The 18,385-nt window shown below is 57.2% G+C and carries 16 protein-coding genes; 2 read left to right on the forward strand and 14 right to left on the reverse strand.

What is annotated here, in order from left to right; translation table 11 throughout:
• Positions 1-31: 31 nt before the first annotated feature.
• From ACR0JI_RS12425 to ACR0JI_RS12435, 3 genes are all read right to left on the reverse strand, one after another.
• Positions 32-256 carry a hypothetical protein gene (locus tag ACR0JI_RS12425; protein ID WP_480494944.1) on the reverse strand — a complete coding sequence of 75 codons (225 nt, stop codon included), beginning with the start codon at positions 254-256 and terminating at the stop codon, positions 32-34.
• Positions 257-389: 133 nt separating this feature from the next.
• Positions 390-614, reverse strand: a complete 225-nt coding sequence (locus ACR0JI_RS12430; RefSeq protein ID WP_480494946.1) for a helix-turn-helix transcriptional regulator — start codon at positions 612-614, stop codon at positions 390-392.
• A 114-nt stretch (positions 615-728) separates the two neighbouring features.
• Positions 729-1,421, reverse strand: coding sequence for a hypothetical protein (locus ACR0JI_RS12435; RefSeq protein ID WP_480494948.1), 693 nt, complete (start codon positions 1,419-1,421; stop codon positions 729-731).
• A gap of 285 nt (positions 1,422-1,706) precedes the next feature.
• Here ACR0JI_RS12435 and ACR0JI_RS12440 point away from each other — a divergent pair, with 285 nt between their 5' ends.
• Positions 1,707-2,384 carry a thermonuclease family protein gene (locus ACR0JI_RS12440; RefSeq protein ID WP_480494949.1) on the forward strand — a complete coding sequence of 226 codons (678 nt, stop codon included), beginning with the start codon at positions 1,707-1,709 and terminating at the stop codon, positions 2,382-2,384.
• A 4-nt stretch (positions 2,385-2,388) separates the two neighbouring features.
• On the opposite strand, the gene ACR0JI_RS12445 is transcribed toward ACR0JI_RS12440, so the two are convergent.
• From ACR0JI_RS12445 to ACR0JI_RS12465, 5 genes are all read right to left on the reverse strand, one after another.
• On the reverse strand, positions 2,389-3,573 hold the full coding sequence (locus tag ACR0JI_RS12445; protein ID WP_480494951.1) for a tyrosine-type recombinase/integrase: 1,185 nt from the start codon (positions 3,571-3,573) through the stop codon (positions 2,389-2,391).
• 671 nt (positions 3,574-4,244) lie between these two features.
• Entirely contained in the window at positions 4,245-5,696 is a 1,452-nt protein-coding gene (locus ACR0JI_RS12450; protein ID WP_480474544.1) for an aldehyde dehydrogenase family protein, read from the reverse strand.
• Between the two features lie 32 nt (positions 5,697-5,728).
• Complete coding sequence (locus ACR0JI_RS12455; protein WP_480474543.1) at positions 5,729-7,327, reverse strand: ABC transporter ATP-binding protein; 1,599 nt, start codon at positions 7,325-7,327, stop codon at positions 5,729-5,731.
• Positions 7,324-8,139 (reverse strand): ABC transporter permease, encoded by an 816-nt coding sequence (locus ACR0JI_RS12460; RefSeq protein ID WP_480494953.1) that lies wholly within the window; start codon positions 8,137-8,139, stop codon positions 7,324-7,326. The genes ACR0JI_RS12455 and ACR0JI_RS12460 overlap by 4 nt, the downstream gene beginning before the upstream one ends.
• On the reverse strand, positions 8,136-9,083 hold the full coding sequence (locus ACR0JI_RS12465; RefSeq protein WP_480494955.1) for an ABC transporter permease: 948 nt from the start codon (positions 9,081-9,083) through the stop codon (positions 8,136-8,138). The genes ACR0JI_RS12460 and ACR0JI_RS12465 overlap by 4 nt, the downstream gene beginning before the upstream one ends.
• A 264-nt stretch (positions 9,084-9,347) precedes the next feature.
• Here ACR0JI_RS12465 and ACR0JI_RS12470 point away from each other — a divergent pair, with 264 nt between their 5' ends.
• Complete coding sequence (locus ACR0JI_RS12470; RefSeq protein ID WP_480494956.1) at positions 9,348-10,352, forward strand: GlxA family transcriptional regulator; 1,005 nt, start codon at positions 9,348-9,350, stop codon at positions 10,350-10,352.
• Positions 10,353-10,360: 8 nt separating this feature from the next.
• Here the strand turns inward: ACR0JI_RS12470 and ACR0JI_RS12475 are convergent, their stop codons facing one another.
• The 6 genes from ACR0JI_RS12475 to ACR0JI_RS12500 form a co-directional block, all read right to left on the reverse strand.
• A complete protein-coding gene (locus ACR0JI_RS12475) occupies positions 10,361-10,921 on the reverse strand; it encodes a sarcosine oxidase subunit gamma (RefSeq protein WP_480494958.1) in 561 nt (186 codons plus the stop codon).
• Positions 10,914-13,859, reverse strand: coding sequence for a sarcosine oxidase subunit alpha family protein (locus ACR0JI_RS12480; RefSeq protein WP_480494960.1), 2,946 nt, complete (start codon positions 13,857-13,859; stop codon positions 10,914-10,916). The genes ACR0JI_RS12475 and ACR0JI_RS12480 overlap by 8 nt, the downstream gene beginning before the upstream one ends.
• Positions 13,856-14,143 (reverse strand): sarcosine oxidase subunit delta, encoded by a 288-nt coding sequence (locus ACR0JI_RS12485; protein WP_480474536.1) that lies wholly within the window; start codon positions 14,141-14,143, stop codon positions 13,856-13,858. The genes ACR0JI_RS12480 and ACR0JI_RS12485 overlap by 4 nt, the downstream gene beginning before the upstream one ends.
• A gap of 13 nt (positions 14,144-14,156) precedes the next feature.
• Entirely contained in the window at positions 14,157-15,407 is a 1,251-nt protein-coding gene (locus ACR0JI_RS12490; protein WP_480474535.1) for a sarcosine oxidase subunit beta family protein, read from the reverse strand.
• 244 nt (positions 15,408-15,651) lie between these two features.
• A complete protein-coding gene (locus tag ACR0JI_RS12495; protein WP_480474534.1) occupies positions 15,652-16,611 on the reverse strand; it encodes a ligand-gated ion channel in 960 nt (319 codons plus the stop codon).
• A 168-nt stretch (positions 16,612-16,779) separates the two neighbouring features.
• The gene (locus tag ACR0JI_RS12500) at positions 16,780-18,267 is read right to left on the reverse strand and encodes an ABC transporter substrate-binding protein (RefSeq protein WP_209505161.1); all 1,488 of its coding nucleotides are present in this window, start codon (positions 18,265-18,267) and stop codon (positions 16,780-16,782) included.
• Between the last annotated feature and the right edge of the window lie 118 nt (positions 18,268-18,385).

An 18,385-nucleotide genomic window follows, 5' to 3' on the forward strand; every position in this document is an offset into this window, starting at 1 on the left:
TTTTGGGGCCGGGCTGGACGCCCGGCGGATATCATTGGATGGCTGCTGCCTGCTTGCGTGAAATCCAATTCTCCGCACGTTCCGCGCATTTGGCGACGTTCAGAAGGTCATTGTGAGAGTAGGCGGTAGTGGTGCGCCAGTCACCTTCCCCGTTCTTGTAGGACCGCGAGATATCGACGGAAAAGAACCCGTCATTGTCCCAGATCGTCGCGGTAATGAGCCCGATTTTGAATTTGAAGGCTGGTTGCTGTGTCATGGTGAACTCCTTGTTTGAACCATTTGGCAGGTACAGATAGGGCGCGGGGTGGCGTCACCCCGCGCCCCTGAGAGCCATCCGGCCCCAAAATCCCGCTCAGCGCTGCCAACTCTGAACGGGCAAAACCCGTGTGTTAGGAAGGTGCTGCGCTCGTATTGGCGACCCGTTTGTCAGCAATCCATTTCTGCAGGTCGCGACGTGTGTAGCGAATAGAGCGACCAGACACTTTTATGAAAAACGGTCCGCCGCCGCGCACACGCCAGTTTTGCAGTGCACGCACGGAATAGCACAGGTAATCCGCTGCCACTTTTTCGTCGATTAGCTGGTCAAGGTAGTCTGGGTTAGTTTGTGTCTGCATCTTCGCCTCACTGTTCCGAAATGTGTTGAAAGCAAGATGCAGCGTTTTCGGATCAATGTGTAACAACACTAAGGACTTATTTTTAACCCTTAGTGTTGGGTCCAGAGAAGTCTTTCAAATTAATCTCAATATACGAATGCCTAGCGCCGCCGATGTATCGTAGCTACCCGGATCGATCTCATCCAAGAGAGTCTTGGTCATATTAAAGAACTTACCGTTGTACCCGTCCTCTGAGGTTTCGTCTCGATAGCAGCTCGAGACTGCTGGTTGTCCAGTTTCGGCTTCGAAAAGTTCGACCAAATCAATCAAAAGCTGGTCAAGTGATGGTTTGCGGCTACCTCTTTTTTCGCTCTTGCTTTCGACCAGAAAATTCAGCTCCATATGGCAAGCTTCAATAATGTTACGGGTCAATGATTGCATTTGATCTAAGCTATCATCGTGGCTCGGTACCGGCTGCTCGAGATCGAAAAAATCGAAACCTTCCCATCTTTCGTCCAGAGTTTGCGCGTCTAAAACGGTTTCCAAAGATTGCCTGACCTCTGGATGCAACGCGTCCACTGCGATTAGAAAGCCCTGCGCTTTGCTAAGAAGTGTCGAAAACTGTTTTCGTCGTTCTTTGCGCATCACTGTCTTGGCTACTGCAAGATACCGGCGATATCGCGTCAGGATGTGAACAAGCCGGTCTCGGAAAATTTCTTCATCCCTAAGTGGGCCTATCAGGTTTCGCAGCCTTTCTACCAACTCACTGGATAGATTGTCGTTTACTTCTTCCCGCAAAGTCAGACCGCACTTTATGTCTTGCTGCACAATCTCCGCTCCGTATATAGCCATCCGCTCAAAGCGTTTCGTATACGTAGAAATGTCACTTGGGAATGCTGACTGTATATACATAGGCAGGACTATTTTCCTATGTATATAAGTATGTAGGGAACAGCGCCTTTTTATCACTTAATCAAGTACAGTTTGTGCGGCGTAGCTGTACTCGCGGGTGGCATGTTAGACGGGTAACTCCCGTAGTTGGAGCAAGCGCCGCCTTAGTTTTGGCCAAATCAAAAACAACAAGTATCAGAATGGGTATTGGGAGCAGCTTGATTGAATTTACTGAACGTGAATTTTTCACTCTCAGACGAGGAAACAATCGCACTTGGACTAGTGGCGCTTCTAGCGCTTTTGTCCCTCGTGGCGTTGGGAAGATTTGCAGGACGAAGAATTCAACGAAAACGACAGATACGGGACGCCCGTAACATTATCATGTTCGGCCATCCCCACCATCGTCGCCTGCGCAGGCTAAGACTGCCGAAGATTCACCCATTGGTTTGGTTGATAGTGGCTGGCGTTGCCGCAAATGCGTATATCGTGCTTGAAAAATATGGTTTGCGCATTCCCGATGCGGGAGCATCATCCGACACAGTAATTGTAAACAGGCTACCACAGATCGGGTCGGGACCGAGTAGAACTGCCAACAAATCTAACGGCACATATTCCGGAGCCAGAGTTATTGAAGGCAGGGTTACCCATGTGAGAGACGGAGACACGATTGAGGTGTCTGGTACTCCGGTCCGATTTTCCAAACTTGATTGTGATGAACTCGGGACGGCGTCAGGGGAAAAGGCCAAACGCCGTATGGCCCAATTGGTTTCAGGAGAACAGTTACGTTGCGCTTTGTCCGGTCGGCGAAGCTATGACCGGATGATCGGTGAATGTACGCTTTCGAATGGACGGGACCTTGGTGAAGAGATGATCCGTGAGGGTGTGTGTCGCCGCTGGTGATTATTCAATTGACTATCCTTAGTGGAGCTGCGCGAACGTCTTTGCGCACAGCCCGCGCCAATCGGGCCGCAACTGATCCCGCCGCGCGCTGAACCGCATCGTCCGCGAGGTGCGCATATCGTAGTGTTGTTGTCAGGTTCTTGTGGCCCATAATCTCTTTCAGGGTAAAAGGGTCAATCCCGTCTTTCATCGCAACCGAAGCATAGGTATGCCGCAAGTCGTGTATACGGACATCTTCTAAACCTGCTATCTTACGTATACGCCGCCATGGCTTTTGCAGATTGTTAAGCGGCCCGGTATCTGACTCACCTATTATTACATAAGGGTTTCCCGGCTGCCGGGGCAATTCCATCAGAATGTCATAAGCTTCCCTCGGCAAGGGAATACGGCGACGCCCGGTCTTGCTATCCGGCAATTCCAGATGGTGGGATGTTACATAGTCCCAGCGCAGCGTCAGAATCTCGCTGAGGCGGCATCCCGTGTAAATCAGCAGCAGCAGTGCCGACACCACGTAAACGGTCTCTGTGCCGTCTTCCAGCGCCTCTGCCAGCACTTCGCCAAGCCGTATCTGTTCCGCGTCTGACAAATAGCGTTTCTTTTCTTCTTCGCGAAACTTTTTGATTCGGCGCGCGGGGTTCGATCCCGGTTGCCGCAAGCCCCAATCCTCGGCCAGATTGAACAGCTTCGACAACATCGCTGCCGCCCTGTTTGCCTGATAAGGTGTCTCGCGCAAACCGTGATGAAAAGCCACCACGTCGGCACGGGTTACTTCGGCCATTGGGATAGGTCCAAGTTTGGGCCGGATGAATCGGCGAATGACGCTGTGATAATCGCGGGCTGTGGTCGGCTTACAATGCTGATCGACATATTCCTCAAGGAACCGGTCACACAGCCCGGCAACGGTCGGTGCGCGCCGCTTGGCCTGCTTCTCGGCAGATGGGTCTGATCCGCGCGCAACGTCGCCCAGAAGCTGCTTGGCGTGTGTCCGTGCTTCCTCAGCCGTCAGAACGCCATGCTGGCCGATAGTGATCCGTCGCGTCCGGCGACCAACTCTATATTGAACCAGATAGGTCTTTTTGCCGGACGGATAGACTCGCAGCCCAAAACCGCGCATGTCCCGGTCCCAGACAAGGTATTCCTTGGCTTCAATTGAAAGGCACTCAACTGCGCGTTTTGTCAGTTTGAACATATCCAGAACACTCCTTGCTTCCGGCCTACTTCCGGAAGCTATACGGAAGCAAATGGCGGCGAATTCTGGAGTAATTCATGAATTCAAGGCGCAACGATGGTCAATGCAATATATTGTTTTTGCTTCATTTTTGTCAGTGTGGCGAATTTTGGAGAAATACAGCGAAATGGCTCTGGCCGTTCTTTTAATCAGTGGGTCGCAGGTTCGAATCCTGCACGGCTCACCACTTTTTAACAAAAAAATATATTGCGATGCGCATGCCATTGCTTTGCGGATAAGTACGTCCGGTTTTTCGAACTAATCACGTGCGACGCCGATGCGACGGGCCAGTATCACTTTGCTTACCGCTTTCTCCGGTGTCGGTTGGGGCTGCGCAATCCTCCTTGGAATGCTCAGAGCGAACCAGATCCATCCAGTGTTGGGGGTGGGGGTACCTCGTTGGTAGGATTTCCGTTTACAGATTCATCTCCTATGCCTTCAGACCGTGCGAAACCGTTTCTCAAAATTGCTGTCCTCGTGCTGAGTCACCCGCGCTTTGGTGATTTCACCGCGGGTTACAAACTTGCGCGTAGTCTCGCCACCTTCAGCGGTTCCACACCTTGCGAATACATCAACAAAATCTGGGGCGCGCATGCGCCAAAGAAACGATGATCTGACAGGTCGGGCGCTTGTTACCCGTGATAGGCGGCCACTGTCTTGAGTTGTGAAAAGCCATAAAGCGCCTCAAAGCCTTTCTCGCGGCCGTGGCCGGATTTGCCCACGCCGCCAAAAGGCAGTTCAACGCCGCCACCTGCCCCATAGTTGTTGAGGAAGACTTGACCCGCGTGCAGCCCTTTCGCCAACCGCATCTGCCGCGCACCGTCGCGTGTCCAGACGCTGGCGACAAGGCCGTAGTCTGTGCTGTTGGCAATGATTAGAGCCTGTTCCTCGGTGTCAAAGGGGATCAGAACCTGGACCGGGCCGAAGATTTCATCGCGGGCGAGCGGGTGATCCGGTGGCACATCCGCGAACAAGGTGGGCCGGACATATGCCCCGGTTTCTGGCGCATCCTGTGTGATCGTCCCTTCTGCCGCAATGGTCAGATCGGCGCCTTTGTCCAGAAAGCTGTTTACGATATGCTTTTGCCGCTCGGAAATCAGCGGCCCAACGCGAAGATCCTGCATCGCGGGCCCAACACTAAGCTGTTCATAGGCCGCGGTCATGCGGGATTTGACCTGATCATAGACACCGCGCTGTACCAGAATGCGGGAGGAGGCCGAGCAGGTCTGCCCCGCGTTTTGAATGCCCGCATTCACCAGAAATGGCAGAGCGGCATCCAGATCGGCATCGTCAAACACCAACTGCGGGGATTTTCCGCCCAGCTCCAGCGTCACAGGCACAACGTTTCGCCCCGCAGCCTGTTGCACCAGGCCCCCCGTGGCGACCGAACCAGTGAACGAGATATGGTTGACCCCCGGATGCCCGGACAGTGCGGCTCCGGCCTCGGCCCCCAGACCGGGCACAACATTCAGTGCACCTGCTGGCAGACCCGCTTGCTGTGCGAGATGGGCAAAGGCCAGCGCGGTCAGGCAGGCCTCCTCTGCCGGTTTCAGAACACAGGCGTTGCCCATGGCCAACGCCGCCCCGACCGAACGCCCAATAATCTGCATCGGATAGTTCCACGGCACGATGTGGCCCGTCACCCCATGGGGTTCGCGCAGGGTATAGACGGTATAGCCATCGAGATAGGGAATGGTCTCACCCATCACCTTATCCGCTGCACCGCCGTAGAATTCACAATAGCGCGCCAGCGCAATGGCATCGGCGCGAGCCTGCGTCAGGGGCTTACCCACATCCATCGCCTCAAGCCGCGCCAGATCGTCCACGCGCTCCAACACCAATTGTCCCAGCCGGGTCAGGATGCGACCACGCTCCAAGGCCGCCTTGCGCCCCCAGTCGCCCTTTAACGCAGATCTGGCGGCGGAGACCGCCGCGTCAATATCCGCGCCCGAGCCGCGCGCGATCCGGCAGATCTCGGTCCCGTCTGACGGGTTGGTCAACGGCAATGTTTCGCCCGATGCCGTAGGCGTCCAGTTTCCACCGATCATGCAAAGGGTGGGGTCAAACCAGAGTGGTTGGGTCATTTTGGCCTCCATTCAGGCTCTAACAAAGGGTTTTACGCCGACAACTTCCCGATTTCAGGCAATTGGGGCGCGGCGGCGATCAAGGTTTGCGTGTAGGGATGCTGCGGGTCCGAGAATACCTGTTTGGTCTTGCCTTGTTCGACAATTCGTCCGGATTGCATCACCAGAACATGATCGGTGATGGTACGCACCACACTCAGATCGTGGCTGATGAACAGGTAAGTCAGATCATAAGCATCGCAGAGTTCGGCAAGCAGATCGAGGATTTGGGCGCGCACCGAAACGTCGAGGGCTGAGACCGCCTCATCGAACAGGATCAGTTCCGGCCGAATGATCAGAGCGCGGGCAATGGCGATCCGCTGGCGTTGCCCGCCCGAGAACTCGTGAATGTATTTGCCCGCATCATCGGGGCCGAGGCCCACTGCCGTCAGCATCTCTGCGATCCGGTCCTGGCGTTCGGAACCCTTTGGTGGCGTTTCCAACAGGTGAAAGGGTTCGGTAATCAGGCGCGCGACACGGTGGCGGGGGTTGAAGCTGCCATAGGGATCCTGAAACACGACCTGCATCTTGCGACGCACCGCAAGGTTGGGCCTGTGGCCGGTGAAAACCGGCTGACTGTCCAGCAGGATCTGTCCGGATTGGATCTCTTCCAATCCCAGAATAGCCCGTGTTAGGGTCGATTTTCCGCAACCGGACTCGCCCACCAGCCCTAAACGCTCCCCTCGGTTGAGGGTAAAGCTGACACCATCCACCGCGCGGTGGTGGCGCGGCGCATCCAGCAGACCTTTGCGGGGAAGGCGGTAATCCCGGACGACCCGCGAAACCTCCAGAAGCGGGCGTTGCTGTGTAGGTTCAGGCAGGGTGACCTGATGACCAGAGGCTTCGAACAACATGCGAGTATAGGGGTGCTGCATATCTCGAAACAGGTTTCGGGTCGCGCCACTTTCGACGACCTCGCCGTGACGCATGACGACAATCTGATCGGCCATGTCCGAGACCACAGCCAGATCATGGGTGATCATCAGCAAGCCCATATCATATTCGCGAACCAGCCCTTTCAGCAGACCAAGGATTTGCGCCTGCGTTGTGACATCCAGTGCCGTCGTCGGCTCATCCGCGATCAAAAGCCTAGGGCGCAATGCGATGGCCATTGCAATGACCACACGCTGACGCTGCCCGCCCGACAGCTCATGCGGATACCGCGACAGAGGGAACCTGTCGGGCGGCAGGCCAACCCGAGTCAAAACCTCTGCGGCACGGGTCCGAGCCTGAGCAGGAGGCATTGCCTTGTGGATCAGGATGGTCTCCATCACCTGATCGCCGATGGTTTTCACCGGGTTGAGTGCCGTCATCGGTTCCTGAAATACCATCCCGATAGACGCGCCACGCAAGGCGCACATCTCGGCCTCGGATTGCGTCAGCAGGTCTGTGCCGTCCAGTCGGATTGCGCCGTCTGCCGTTGCCCCGTTTGGCAGAAGCTGCATCACAGCCAGTGCTGTCATGGATTTGCCCGAACCACTTTCACCTGTCACCGCCACGATCTGGCCTGGATCGATAGACAGGTTCACCCGTTTCAGGATCGGCACCCCGTGGATCGACAGGGACAGGTTTTCGACTTGCAGCAACGTCATGCCCGCGCCACCCTGATCCTTGGATCCAACCAGTCGCGCAGACCATCACCCAGCAGGTTCAAACCCAGCACGGTGACAATGATGGCCATGCCCGGAATCAGAGCCAAATGCGGGGCAAAACTGACCATTGTCTGCGCGTCCGCCAGCATCCGGCCCCAGCTGGGCGTCGGCGGCTGTGCGCCCAGACCGACATAGGACAGGCCCGCCTCGGCCAGTATGCCCAATGAAAATTGGATGGTACCCTGAACGATCAGCAGGTTGGCAACATTGGGCAGGATATGTTCGGCTGAAATCCGTGCTGCGCCTTTGCCCGACACACGGGCGGCAAGTATGAACTCGCGCTCCCACAGCGACAATGCGGCCCCGCGGGTGATGCGGGCGAAGACGGGGATGTTGAAAATACCGATCGCAATGATCGCGTTGATGGCACCGGCACCGAACACAGCCGTTATCAGGATGGCGATGACCAGCGAGGGAAAGGCAAAGACCAGATCGTTGCCACGCATGATCACCTCATCCAACCACGATCCTTTGCGCGCGGCGGCTGTCAGGCCAAGGGGTACGCCCAGCGCCATGCCGATCCCCACAGCCACCAGAGCCACCGCAATCGACGTGCGTGCACCGACCATGATCATCGAGAGCATGTCGCGACCGAAGTGATCCGTCCCGAACCAGTGCCGTGCATCGGGCGTCTGAAGTTTGTTGGGGATATCCAGCGCGGCATAGTCGTAGGGTGTCCAGACAAACGAGGCCAGCGCCGCCTGCACCACCAACGACGACAGCGCCGCGCCCAGAATCAGGTTGCGGCTCATGACCGGCTCCTTAGCCTTGGGTCAACGGCTGCATAGGCCAGATCCACCAGAAAATTCACGGTGATCACCGCAAAGACCAGCAGCATCACCACCGATTCAACCACGATCAGATCGCGGGCCGAAATGGCCTGAAACACCAACCGCCCGAGGCCGGGCAGGTAAAACACCTGTTCGATGATGATCGACCCGGCCAGCAGGAAAGAAAACTGCAAGCCGATGATCGTCAGCACCGGGATCAGCGCGTTTCGCACCCCATGCCGCCACAGAGCCTGACGACGCGACAACCCTTTGGCTCGCGCGGTGCGCATAAAATCCTCGCCCAGAATATCCAGCAGCGCGGATCGCATGACGCGGGCCAGGATCGCGGCCTGAGGAAGGGCTAACGCAATGGCGGGCAAAGTCAGCGAACGCAGCCCCGCCCAAACACCCTCGCCCCAGCCAACAAACCCACCGGCATTGAACCAGCGCAGGTTAATGGCGAAGATCAGCACCAGCATCATCGCGAACCAGAAATTCGGCACAGCGATACCAAGCTGTGTCGCCCCCATCACCGCCAGATCCCCGGGCTTGCCCCGGCGCGCGGCGGCATAGATCCCGGCGGGAAAGGCGATCAGCGTGGACAGCGTGAGCGCATACAAAGCCAAGGGCAGCGATACCCACAGCCGGTCCGCAATCATCTGCGACACCGGTGTGCGATAGGTGTACGAGGTGCCGAAATCTCCGGCCACCATCCCTCCGACCCAGTTGAAATACCGCTGCACCCTGGATCCATCCAGACCCAGTTCAGCCCGCAGCGCGGCCAACGTATCCTCCTGCGCGTTGACACCCAGCATGAACGAGGCCGGGTCCCCCGGCGCGACCTCGATCACGGCGAAGATAACCACCGAGGCGACGGCAAGGCTAGCAAGCAATGAGATCAGTCGTTTAAGGGTATAGCGAAGCATTGAGGCCACGTTAGGGTTTCAGCTGTCACGGGTCCAGCATCTACGGCACCGGCAGACCTACAAATGGACCTGCGAAACCTTTGTCCCTTTCAGCCTGTCAATCCGAATGCGGGCCCTGACCCCGATTTTCGCCATGTTTGTTGCGTGTTTTTTCGATTTCGCACGTTCCGTGTTTTGCTACACTTGTTCGAACCGTTTCCGCAGGCCAGAGCGGCCAAGGACCAATTCGGGCCGAACCGAGATTTTACTGATAGTGTAGCGCTCATGCTGACAGAAAATAGAATTGAGATCGGGTTTCTGCTGTTCGACGGCTTTCCGATGGCTTGCCTGACCTCGGTCATCGAACCGCTGCGCGCCGCAAATGAGATCGCCGGGCAAGAGGCATTTCGCTGGTCTCTTGTGGCGGAAAACGGGGGAAAGGTCAGCTCCAGCGCTCATGTGCGATTTGAGGCTGAACGCAACCTCTCAGACTGCCAGCCGATTGATATTCTGTTCCTGCTCAGCAGTCCGACCTCGGACTTCAGAAACCCGACCCAGGGGAATGGTGCGTTGCGGGCTTTGTCACGACACGGGACAATTCTGGGCGGTATCAGCGGCGGCGTTTTTCCGCTCGTGCGCTCGGGGGTCATGACCGGCCATCCGGTATCGGTGCACTGGTGTTACGAAGCTGCGTTTCTGGCCGAGTTTCCACAGATCGATGCGCGGCGCGAAGTGATCGTGTCGGATGCCACGCGGTATACTGCGGCCGGGGCGGCGGCCGCGTTTGATCTGGCCCTGCATCTGATTCAGGACCGGTTGGGCGGCGAAGTCGCACATGAGGTGGCCTGCTGGTTCCAGCATCCGATGATGAGAGGGGAGGGTGTTCAGCAACAGGTGCCCAGTGCAAGCAAACCTGCCACGGGTGAAAAGCTGCCGCCGCTTGTGGCGCGATGTGTCGACCTGTTCGCAAGCCGTATCGGAAATCCGATCTCGATCGCGGACATAGCGGATCAAACGGGCGTCACCTCCCGCCAGGTCGAGCGCGCCTTCAAACAGGCCACGGGGCAAAGCCCCAGCCATTATTTCCGGTCCATGCGAATGAAGGCGGCCCGTCAGATGGTTGTCTATACCAAGGACCCTATTGCCGACATCGCTGCGGCCATCGGATACAGCTCGGTCACGCCTTTGGTGACACACTATCGGTCCGCCTTTGGTTTAAGCCCCAGCGAGGACCGGCGACGGATCAACCGGTTTCGGGTCGAAGACAACGCCCCGCTGCCCTCAAGCTGACCTTGCCTTCAAAGCGCCGATTTCATTGCGGCCACAATCGCATGATGCAGTGACCCGGCAGACGATCTTGGCCCGTAGACGCTGAACGAACCAGAAGCACGGCACAGGACGAAACACCCCAGGTGATGGATAGACGTGCGGGATGCGGCACCGGCCGCCATTTTTCGGCAATCCAGACTGCTTAGCAATTCCAGCACTGCCAACACGCCCTCTCCGTCCAGATCAAACCTGACCCATGCGTCTGTCTGTTCGGAAACCGATGCGGAGTCCCCAGTGTTTTCTTTCACCAGATGCGCCAGATCTTCATGCGTTTCAAAAGGCGCTTCGATCATCCATTGATCAGGCCCGGTCCAGAAGGCAATGATCGGTCCGCCGGTAAATTTCCCGACGGCGGGCGTTTCAGCGCCGATCAATTGGGATACGGCATTCCGGGTTTTGTCTTCCCGACCCTGCCGAGCGGCGACCGAGGCCAGCGCCACACCCGGAGTTTCGGTACAGGTCACGCTTCCGACCCTGTCGATCTTGGGTTCGGTTCCACCCAGCGCGGTTATTGCTACAAGATCATGCACGGAGCCGTTCTCCCTCGGGGTCGACGAAATGGGCCGAGACGATTTCAACCTCGACCGTCAGATCGGTCACTGGCGACACAAGGCGCATCTTTTCGCCCTGACGTGTGACGCCGTTTTTCAAAAAGCCAAGGCCGATATGGCTGTCCAGCGACGGCGAATATGCTGCCGATGTGACATAGCCCTGATCATGGGCAGCATCCACGGGACCCGTGGCATTCATCAGATGCCCTCCGGCGGTTACCTTGTCGCCAGCGTTCACAGGCTTGATGCCAACCATCATCAAAGCATCTGGTTCGTTCAGCCCTTCACGCTCGGACAGGACTGAGCCGATGCTGTCTTTCTTCTTGGATACCATCCGACCCATTCCAAGGTTCAGGGCGGTGGTGGTTCCGTTCAACTCGTTGCCTGCGGCGTGACCCTTTTCGATCCGCATGACGCCCAGCGCTTCGGTGCCGTAGGGTACGACATCGAACTCTTCACCTTCCTGCATCAAACGCCGCATCAGCGCGTCGCCGTATCGCGATGGCACCGCGATTTCAAAGGCCAATTCGCCCGAGAAGGAAATACGGAACAACCGCGCGCGCAACCCGCCGCATAAGGTGATGTTGCCGCAAGCCATGAACGGGAAGCCTTCATTCGAGATGTCGAACTCGGGATCCACGATCTTTTGTAGAAGTTTGCGCGAATTGGGCCCGGCTACCGCATATTGTGCCCAGGCTTCGGTGGTCGAGATCAGTTGTACATCCATGTCCGGGAACAGGCATTGCCGGACAAATTCCATATGCTGGTAGACCTTGACCGCATTGGCGGTTGTGGTGGTGACCACGAAATGATCTTCGGCCAGACGCGCGGCGGTACCGTCATCCATCGCAATTCCATCCTCGCGCAACATCAGCCCATAGCGGGTTTTGCCGACGGCCAGTTTGGCAAATCCGTTGCAATAGACCCTGTTCAGGAAATCCGCCGCATCCGCACCCTGAACATCAATCTTTCCAAGCGTGGTGCAGTCGCACACCCCGACCGAGGCGCGGGTCTGGCGCACTTCACGGTCCACGGATTCCCGCCAATGGGTTTCACCGGGCAGCGGGAACCACTGTGCACGCAGCCAATTGCCGACCTCGACAAACACCGCGCCGCGTTCCTTGGCCCAGTAATGTGACGGGGTCAGGCGGGTTGGATGAAACTCCTTGCCTTTCATCCGGCCAGCAAAGGCTGCAATCGGAACGGGCGTATAGGGCGGGCGGAAGATCGTTGTGCCGGTTTCCGGAATGGACTTACCCGCAAGCTCGGCCATGATCGCAAGCCCGCCCATGTTCGATGTCTTGCCCTGATCGGTGGCCATGCCCAACGTGGTATAGCGTTTCAAATGCTCGACCGAACGGAACCCTTCCTGATGGCTGAGCTTCACATCCTTGACGGTCACGTCGTTCTGCTGATCCAGCCACGCGCGGCTGCAACCCTGAACATACCAGAACGGTGTCTGCGAGATCGGGGTATCCTCGGCCTTAGGCAGATCGGACAGCGGGCCTTTCAGGCCCAGCGCCTGCGCCGCACCTTCTGCCCCGGATTGCAGGGCACCATGGGTGGACATCACACCATTCGCCGCCCCTGCTACGGACAGCCCAGGCGGCAAGTCCACGCCGGGCACAAAGGCCGCCAGATCGTCGTTCCACGCGGGACGCCCCCGTTGATGGCAGGTCAAATGCACGTTGGGGTTCCAGCCACCCGAGACGCCAAGCGCCCCGCAGTCCAGCGTGCGCGACGACCCGTCTGCCAGCTCGACCTCGACAAAGGTCAGCCCCAGTCGGCCTTTGGTGTCCCTGACCTGCGCGCCGCGCAGAACTTCATAGTCATGGCTGGTCGGGGCGTCGTCACGGACGTCGACGACAGCAGTAATCCTGACACCCTTTGCGTGCAGGTCCGCAGCGGTGCGGTGGCCGTCATCGTTGTTCGTAAATATGGCGACACGTTGCGCCGCCGTGGTTGCAAACCGATTAGCATAGCTGCGCAACGCACTTGCCAGCATGATGCCGGGCCTGTCGTTGTTTTCAAACGCGATGGGCCGCTCGGTCGCGCCAGCGCATAACAAGGCGCGTTTGGCGTAGATGCGCCAGAGGATCTGCCGCGGTTTACCGGAAGGCAGAGAAGCAAGATGATCGCCCGTCCGCTCAACTGCGCCATAAATGCCGTGATCAAAGGCACCGATCACGGTCGTGCGCGACATCATGCGAACGTTGGGCATTGCAGAAAGTTCAGCGACACTCTGTTTAACCCAATCGGTCGCATCGCTGTCGTTCAGCGAAAAGGATTCGCTGTTGAGCCGCCCGCCAAGTGCGAAATCCTCATCCGCAAGAATGATCTCGGAACCGGCCCGGCCCGCCGTCAGTGCCGCCATCAGTCCGGCTGGACCCGCGCCGATAATCAGCAGATCGCAATGTCGAAACCCCTTGTCATACTCATCGGGGTCTTCCTGCATCGACAATGACCCAAGACCTGCGGCGCGACGGATCATCGGCTCGTACAGCTTTTCCCAGAACGCGGCAGGCCACATGAAGGTTTTGTAGTAGAACCCCGCCGTCAGAAAGGTCGAAAACCTGTCGTTGATTGCCAGAGCGTCAAATCTCAGGCTGGGCCATCGGTTTTGGGAATGGGCCTCAAGCCCCTCGAACATCTCAACGGTCGTGGCACGAGTGTTGGGTTCCTGACGGCTGCCCGTGCGCAGCTCGACAATGGCGTTGGGTTCTTCCGAACCGGCAGTCAGCACGCCACGCGGGCGGTGGTACTTGAACGACCGGCCCATCAGGCGCACGCCATTGGCCAGAAGGGCCGAGGCCAGCGTATCGCCCGGATGTGCATGGTAACTGCGATTATCGAATTTGAAATTCAGGGTTTTGGTGCGGTCGATCTGACCGCCACTCAGCCTATTGTCTTGAGTCATTTGGAACGCCCCTGTGCCCGGGCCACGTCACGGGCCAGTTCCACTTTGGAAATCTCATGTGTCGCGGTGTTGCGAGTAACAACCAGCCAAGATCGGTCGCCCCCCTCGTGGAACCACAACTCGCGGTGTTCGCCGGCTGGATTGTCGCGCAGATAGGCGTAGTCATAAAACGCTTCGGCCGCGTCTTCGGCCAGCCAATCGGGCCTGTTGATCAACGAAGCGTCTCCCAGATAGACGAATTCGGAACTGTCGCGCGGGCCCAGCAAGGGATGATGGATGATCATGGTGCTGCTCCCCTCAGTGCAGGTTGGGCTGGTTGCCCATACCTTTTTCGTCGATCATGCGGCCAGTGCGGAACCGGTCGAACCGATAGGCGGTGGCTGTCGGGTGCGGTTCATCCTTTGCCAGCAGATGCGCAAAGCAATACCCCGACGCCGGAGTTGCCTTGAACCCGCCGTAACACCAGCCGCCGTTGAAATAGAGGCCATCGATGCCGGTCCGGTCGATGATGGGCGATCCATCCATGGACATATCCATGATCCCGCCCCACATCCGCAGAAGACGCGCGCGACCGATCATCGGCATCAGGGCCATGCCGCCCTCGCAGACATCTTCGACCACCGGCAGGTTGCCGCGTTGTGCGTACGAATTGTACCCGTCGATATCGCCGCCAAAGACCAGCCCGCCCTTATCGGACTGGCTGACATAGAAATGTCCCGCGCCAAAGGTGATCACGCCGGGCAGAACCGGCTTAAGACCTTCTGAAACGAAGGCTTGCAGGACATGGCTTTCGATTGGCAGCCGCATACCCGCCATGCCCATGACACGCCCCGAATTTCCGGCCACGGCACAGCCAACCTTGCCTGCGCCAATGAACCCTTTCGAGGTCTCAACCCCCAGACATTTTCCGTTTTCGATCCGGAAACCGGTCACTTCGCAGTTTTGGATGATATCGACACCGTGGCTGTCCGCCGACCGGGCATATCCCCAGGCCACCGCGTCGTGCCGAACCGTGCCGCCGCGCCGCTGGGCCAGCCCGCCCTTGATCGGGAACCGGGCATCGTTGAAGTTCAGGAATGGGTATTCCTTGCGCACCTGTTCGGCATCCAGCAGCTCGGCATCCGCGCCGTTCAGGATCATGGCGTTGCCACGTCGCGTAAAGGCGTCGCGCTGGGCGTCTGTGTGGATCAGGTTGATGATCCCGCGCTGGCTGACCATCGCGTTGTAGTTTACGTCCTGCTCAAGACCTTCCCAAAGTTTCAGCGAGAACTCGTAGAAAGGTTCGTTGCCGTCCAGCAGGTAATTGGAGCGGATGATGGTTGTATTGCGCCCGACATTGCCGCCACCAATCCAACCTTTTTCAATCACCGCCACATTGCGGAGGCCAAATACCTTGGACAGGTAATGCGCCGTAGAAAGGCCATGACCGCCACCGCCGATGATGACGATGTCGTAATGTGGCTTGGGCTCTGGCTCGCGCCAGGCCGGTGTCCATCCTTTGTGCCCGGTAAGAGCCTCTTTGATGACCTTGAAACCAGAGTATCGCATGAATCGGACCTTTTTTTTTCAGAATCTGCGAAAAAACGGGTTTTGGATACTCTTGAATCCGACATCTGTTGCGTTGAATCAGACACCACGGCAATCAGCAGGGCATGGTTAATCTTGCGATTTTCGCTGTCGCTGGCAGCGCGGTGTCCGCCACCCTATCCTGCAACGCCGACAAGGGTCAGAACAGCCGGTAGCCAAAGCTATACACGCGATTTCAGAACCACATAGATGTGGGATTCGGCGCCTAAGACGTCATCAGAAAGACAACGACGGCATAGCCGATGATGGCGGCATATCCCAACGGGTAAATCCATTTGATCGCGTAATTGTCGAGCTTTCTGGCCGTCTCTTCCCGACCGGAAACTTTCAATTTACGCAACATCACGCTGAAGACGATAATCGTTCCTGTCATCAGGAACATGCATTGCAGAATGAAATCCAGAAACGTCAGATAGCCAAGCTTGGGCAAGTCAGCGGAAATGGCCCAGTTGAAGGCCACAAAGACCAATAGGTTGCCGCCTGCGATCTCGATCCGTTTTCGGTATTCATCCAGAAAGAAAAGCGCCCATCCCACTGTGATCAGCACCAGCATCGGCAGGAATATGCGGATGGTGTAATAAGTCAGGTGCCGGGTGCCTTCAAAGACAAGTTCGACCCGGTCGCTTTCGTCGCCCGACAAACCGGTCGTCGTTGAAGTCAGAGCCCTGGCATTGCCGAGTTTCCATTCCTCTTCGCCAAGCATGTCACCCAGACCGGAGTATTCATCAAGCGAGTGATAATGAACGAACTGCGAAGGAAACACCGATACGACTTCGAAGTGAAATTCCTGTGTATCGAAAGGATATTTGCGAAAGTTGAAATGCGGAGCCTGCAAAGTCAGCGAGGATTTTTCGACAAAGGTTACATGACCGTCATGTCGCACGGCAACTGCAGATTCATGAATCCATCGGTTGGATTGTTGGTTGTGGATAACAAAAGCCGGGGTTACGACGTCCAGTTCAGCGGCGTATTTCACGAAAGCGGGCGGTTCAAAAACCCGAAAATCACGACCAAGGCTTGCCGCATCAAATGCCAGTTCCGGGTCTGTCCATTCGAACCGCAAAACAACCACGGCACCATAGTTTTCCGATTGCTGATCGACGCTGGTAATCTGGTCGATCTTGATACCAACCCCGACTTGCAGCGGGTTGTCGGGGGTTCCCACTAGCGTGTCCTGCTGTCCTTGGAACAAGCCCTGCGCAAAACCTGCGCCTGGAAGGACAGACGCGAAAAGAAAAAGAACGATTCCGGCAACAAAGCTTTTCATGATCGTTAAGAAACGCATTTCGCAATGGTGAGACTGGGCCCGTCAAGCAGGCCCAGCCAACTGGTGTCATTCCGACCAGGAAATGGCAGTCAGGTCGATAGCCGCAGTTGGTGCGTTCTCCCACAGGCCCTGAACACCGGCCTTGGCGACGCCCAGCTTGGCCAGCTGGAACAGGTACCCGTTGACATAATCGTTCGAGATGAGGCGCTGCGCCTCACCCAGAAGACGGGTCCGTTCCTCGGGGTCGGTGGTGGTGTTCAGCGTCTCCATCAGTGTCTGAAAGTCGATGCTGTCATACTGGAAGTAATAGTCAGGCCGCGCGTAGATGCCGATATCCATCGGTTCGGTGTGGCTGACGATGGTCAGACCAAATTCCTTGCCCTTGAAAACCGATTCCAGCCACTGGGCCCATTCCACATTGATGATTTCAGCCGTGATGCCGACCTCGGCCAGCTGTGCGGCGATGATTTCACCGCCCCGGCGCGCATAAGATGGCGGTGGCAAGTGCAGAGTTGTCTCGAACCCGTTTTCAAACCCGGCCTCTGCCAGCAAGGCCCTGGCCTTTTCGGGATCATACGCGGACTGGCCCGTCAGATCGACATAAGCGGGGTTGTGTGGCGCAAAATGCGTGCCGATTGGGGTGCCGTATCCGAACATGGCGCCGTCGATGATGGCCTGTCGGTCAATCGCATGGGCCAACGCCTGCCGGACACGAATGTCATCGAATGGCGGCTGTTTGTTGTTGGTGGACAGGATCGTTTCACCCTCGGTCGATCCAACCAGAACCTGAAACCGCGGGTCAGCCTCGAACTGAGGCAGGTTCTCCGGTGCCGGGAAGTTGTCGAACACGTCCACATCTTCGGCCATCATGGCCGCAAATGCGGCGGTCGGGTCCGAGATGAATTTGAACGTCGCAGTCTCTAACGCCGGTTGGTCGCCCCAATAATTGGGGTTGCGGTTCAGTGTTATGCTGTCGCCCTGAACCCAGTCGCCAAAAGTAAAAGCGCCGGTGCCAACCGGGTTTGTCTTGATGTTCTCAATGCTTTCGGGCGCGACGATCACCGCGTCACCCCAGGCAAGGTTGAACAGGAAGTTGCCGTTCGGATCGGCCAGGGTGATCCTGACCGTCAGTGGATCCACGGCCTCGACGCTTTCGATCCCTGCAAACAGAGCTTTCTGCGCGTTGGCGCTGTCCTCGGCCGTGGCCCGGTCAAGGCTGAATTTGACATCCTCGGCATCCATAGTCGTGCCGTCATGGAAGGTCACGCCGTCGCGCAGTTTGAAGGTATAAGTTTTGCCGTCTTCGGAAATCTCCCAGCTTTCCGCAAGGCCGGGCACGACCGAGCCGTCGCCCATGAAACGGGTCAGACCTTCGAAGATGTTGGTGTAGACAACCGAATCGATGGCCTGAGCTGCGGCGCTGGTCGGATCCAGATGCGGGGGTTCCAACTGCATGGCGATGGTGATGTCGGATTTGGCCAAAACCTGCGTCGCCAACAGGCTGGCGCCAATCGCCACGGTCGACGCGAATGTTCGAAGCACGTGTTTTGTCATGTGAACTCTCCCAACTGAAAATCTGCGCCCATGTTTTCCGGGCCGTTTTATCGGCAGTGTTCCTTTAAACCTGAGGTCAATCAAGGGAATGTTCGCGCAACCGGGGTTTCTTTGGCCC

The organism is Ruegeria sp. N10 (genome assembly GCF_056531545.1).

Coding starts and splice junctions, on each gene's coding strand:
- ACR0JI_RS12425 (WP_480494944.1), bottom strand. CDS start 256: ATGACACAGCAACCAGCCTTCAAATTCAAAATCGGGCTCATTACCGCG.
- ACR0JI_RS12430 (WP_480494946.1), bottom strand. CDS start 614: ATGCAGACACAAACTAACCCAGACTACCTTGACCAGCTAATCGACGAA.
- ACR0JI_RS12445 (WP_480494951.1), bottom strand. CDS start 3,573: ATGTTCAAACTGACAAAACGCGCAGTTGAGTGCCTTTCAATTGAAGCC.
- ACR0JI_RS12450 (WP_480474544.1), bottom strand. CDS start 5,696: ATGACCCAACCACTCTGGTTTGACCCCACCCTTTGCATGATCGGTGGA.
- ACR0JI_RS12455 (WP_480474543.1), bottom strand. CDS start 7,327: ATGACGTTGCTGCAAGTCGAAAACCTGTCCCTGTCGATCCACGGGGTG.
- ACR0JI_RS12460 (WP_480494953.1), bottom strand. CDS start 8,139: ATGAGCCGCAACCTGATTCTGGGCGCGGCGCTGTCGTCGTTGGTGGTG.
- ACR0JI_RS12465 (WP_480494955.1), bottom strand. CDS start 9,083: ATGCTTCGCTATACCCTTAAACGACTGATCTCATTGCTTGCTAGCCTT.
- ACR0JI_RS12470 (WP_480494956.1), top strand. CDS start 9,348: ATGCTGACAGAAAATAGAATTGAGATCGGGTTTCTGCTGTTCGACGGC.
- ACR0JI_RS12480 (WP_480494960.1), bottom strand. CDS start 13,859: ATGACTCAAGACAATAGGCTGAGTGGCGGTCAGATCGACCGCACCAAA.
- ACR0JI_RS12485 (WP_480474536.1), bottom strand. CDS start 14,143: ATGATCATCCATCATCCCTTGCTGGGCCCGCGCGACAGTTCCGAATTC.
- ACR0JI_RS12490 (WP_480474535.1), bottom strand. CDS start 15,407: ATGCGATACTCTGGTTTCAAGGTCATCAAAGAGGCTCTTACCGGGCAC.
- ACR0JI_RS12500 (WP_209505161.1), bottom strand. CDS start 18,267: ATGACAAAACACGTGCTTCGAACATTCGCGTCGACCGTGGCGATTGGC.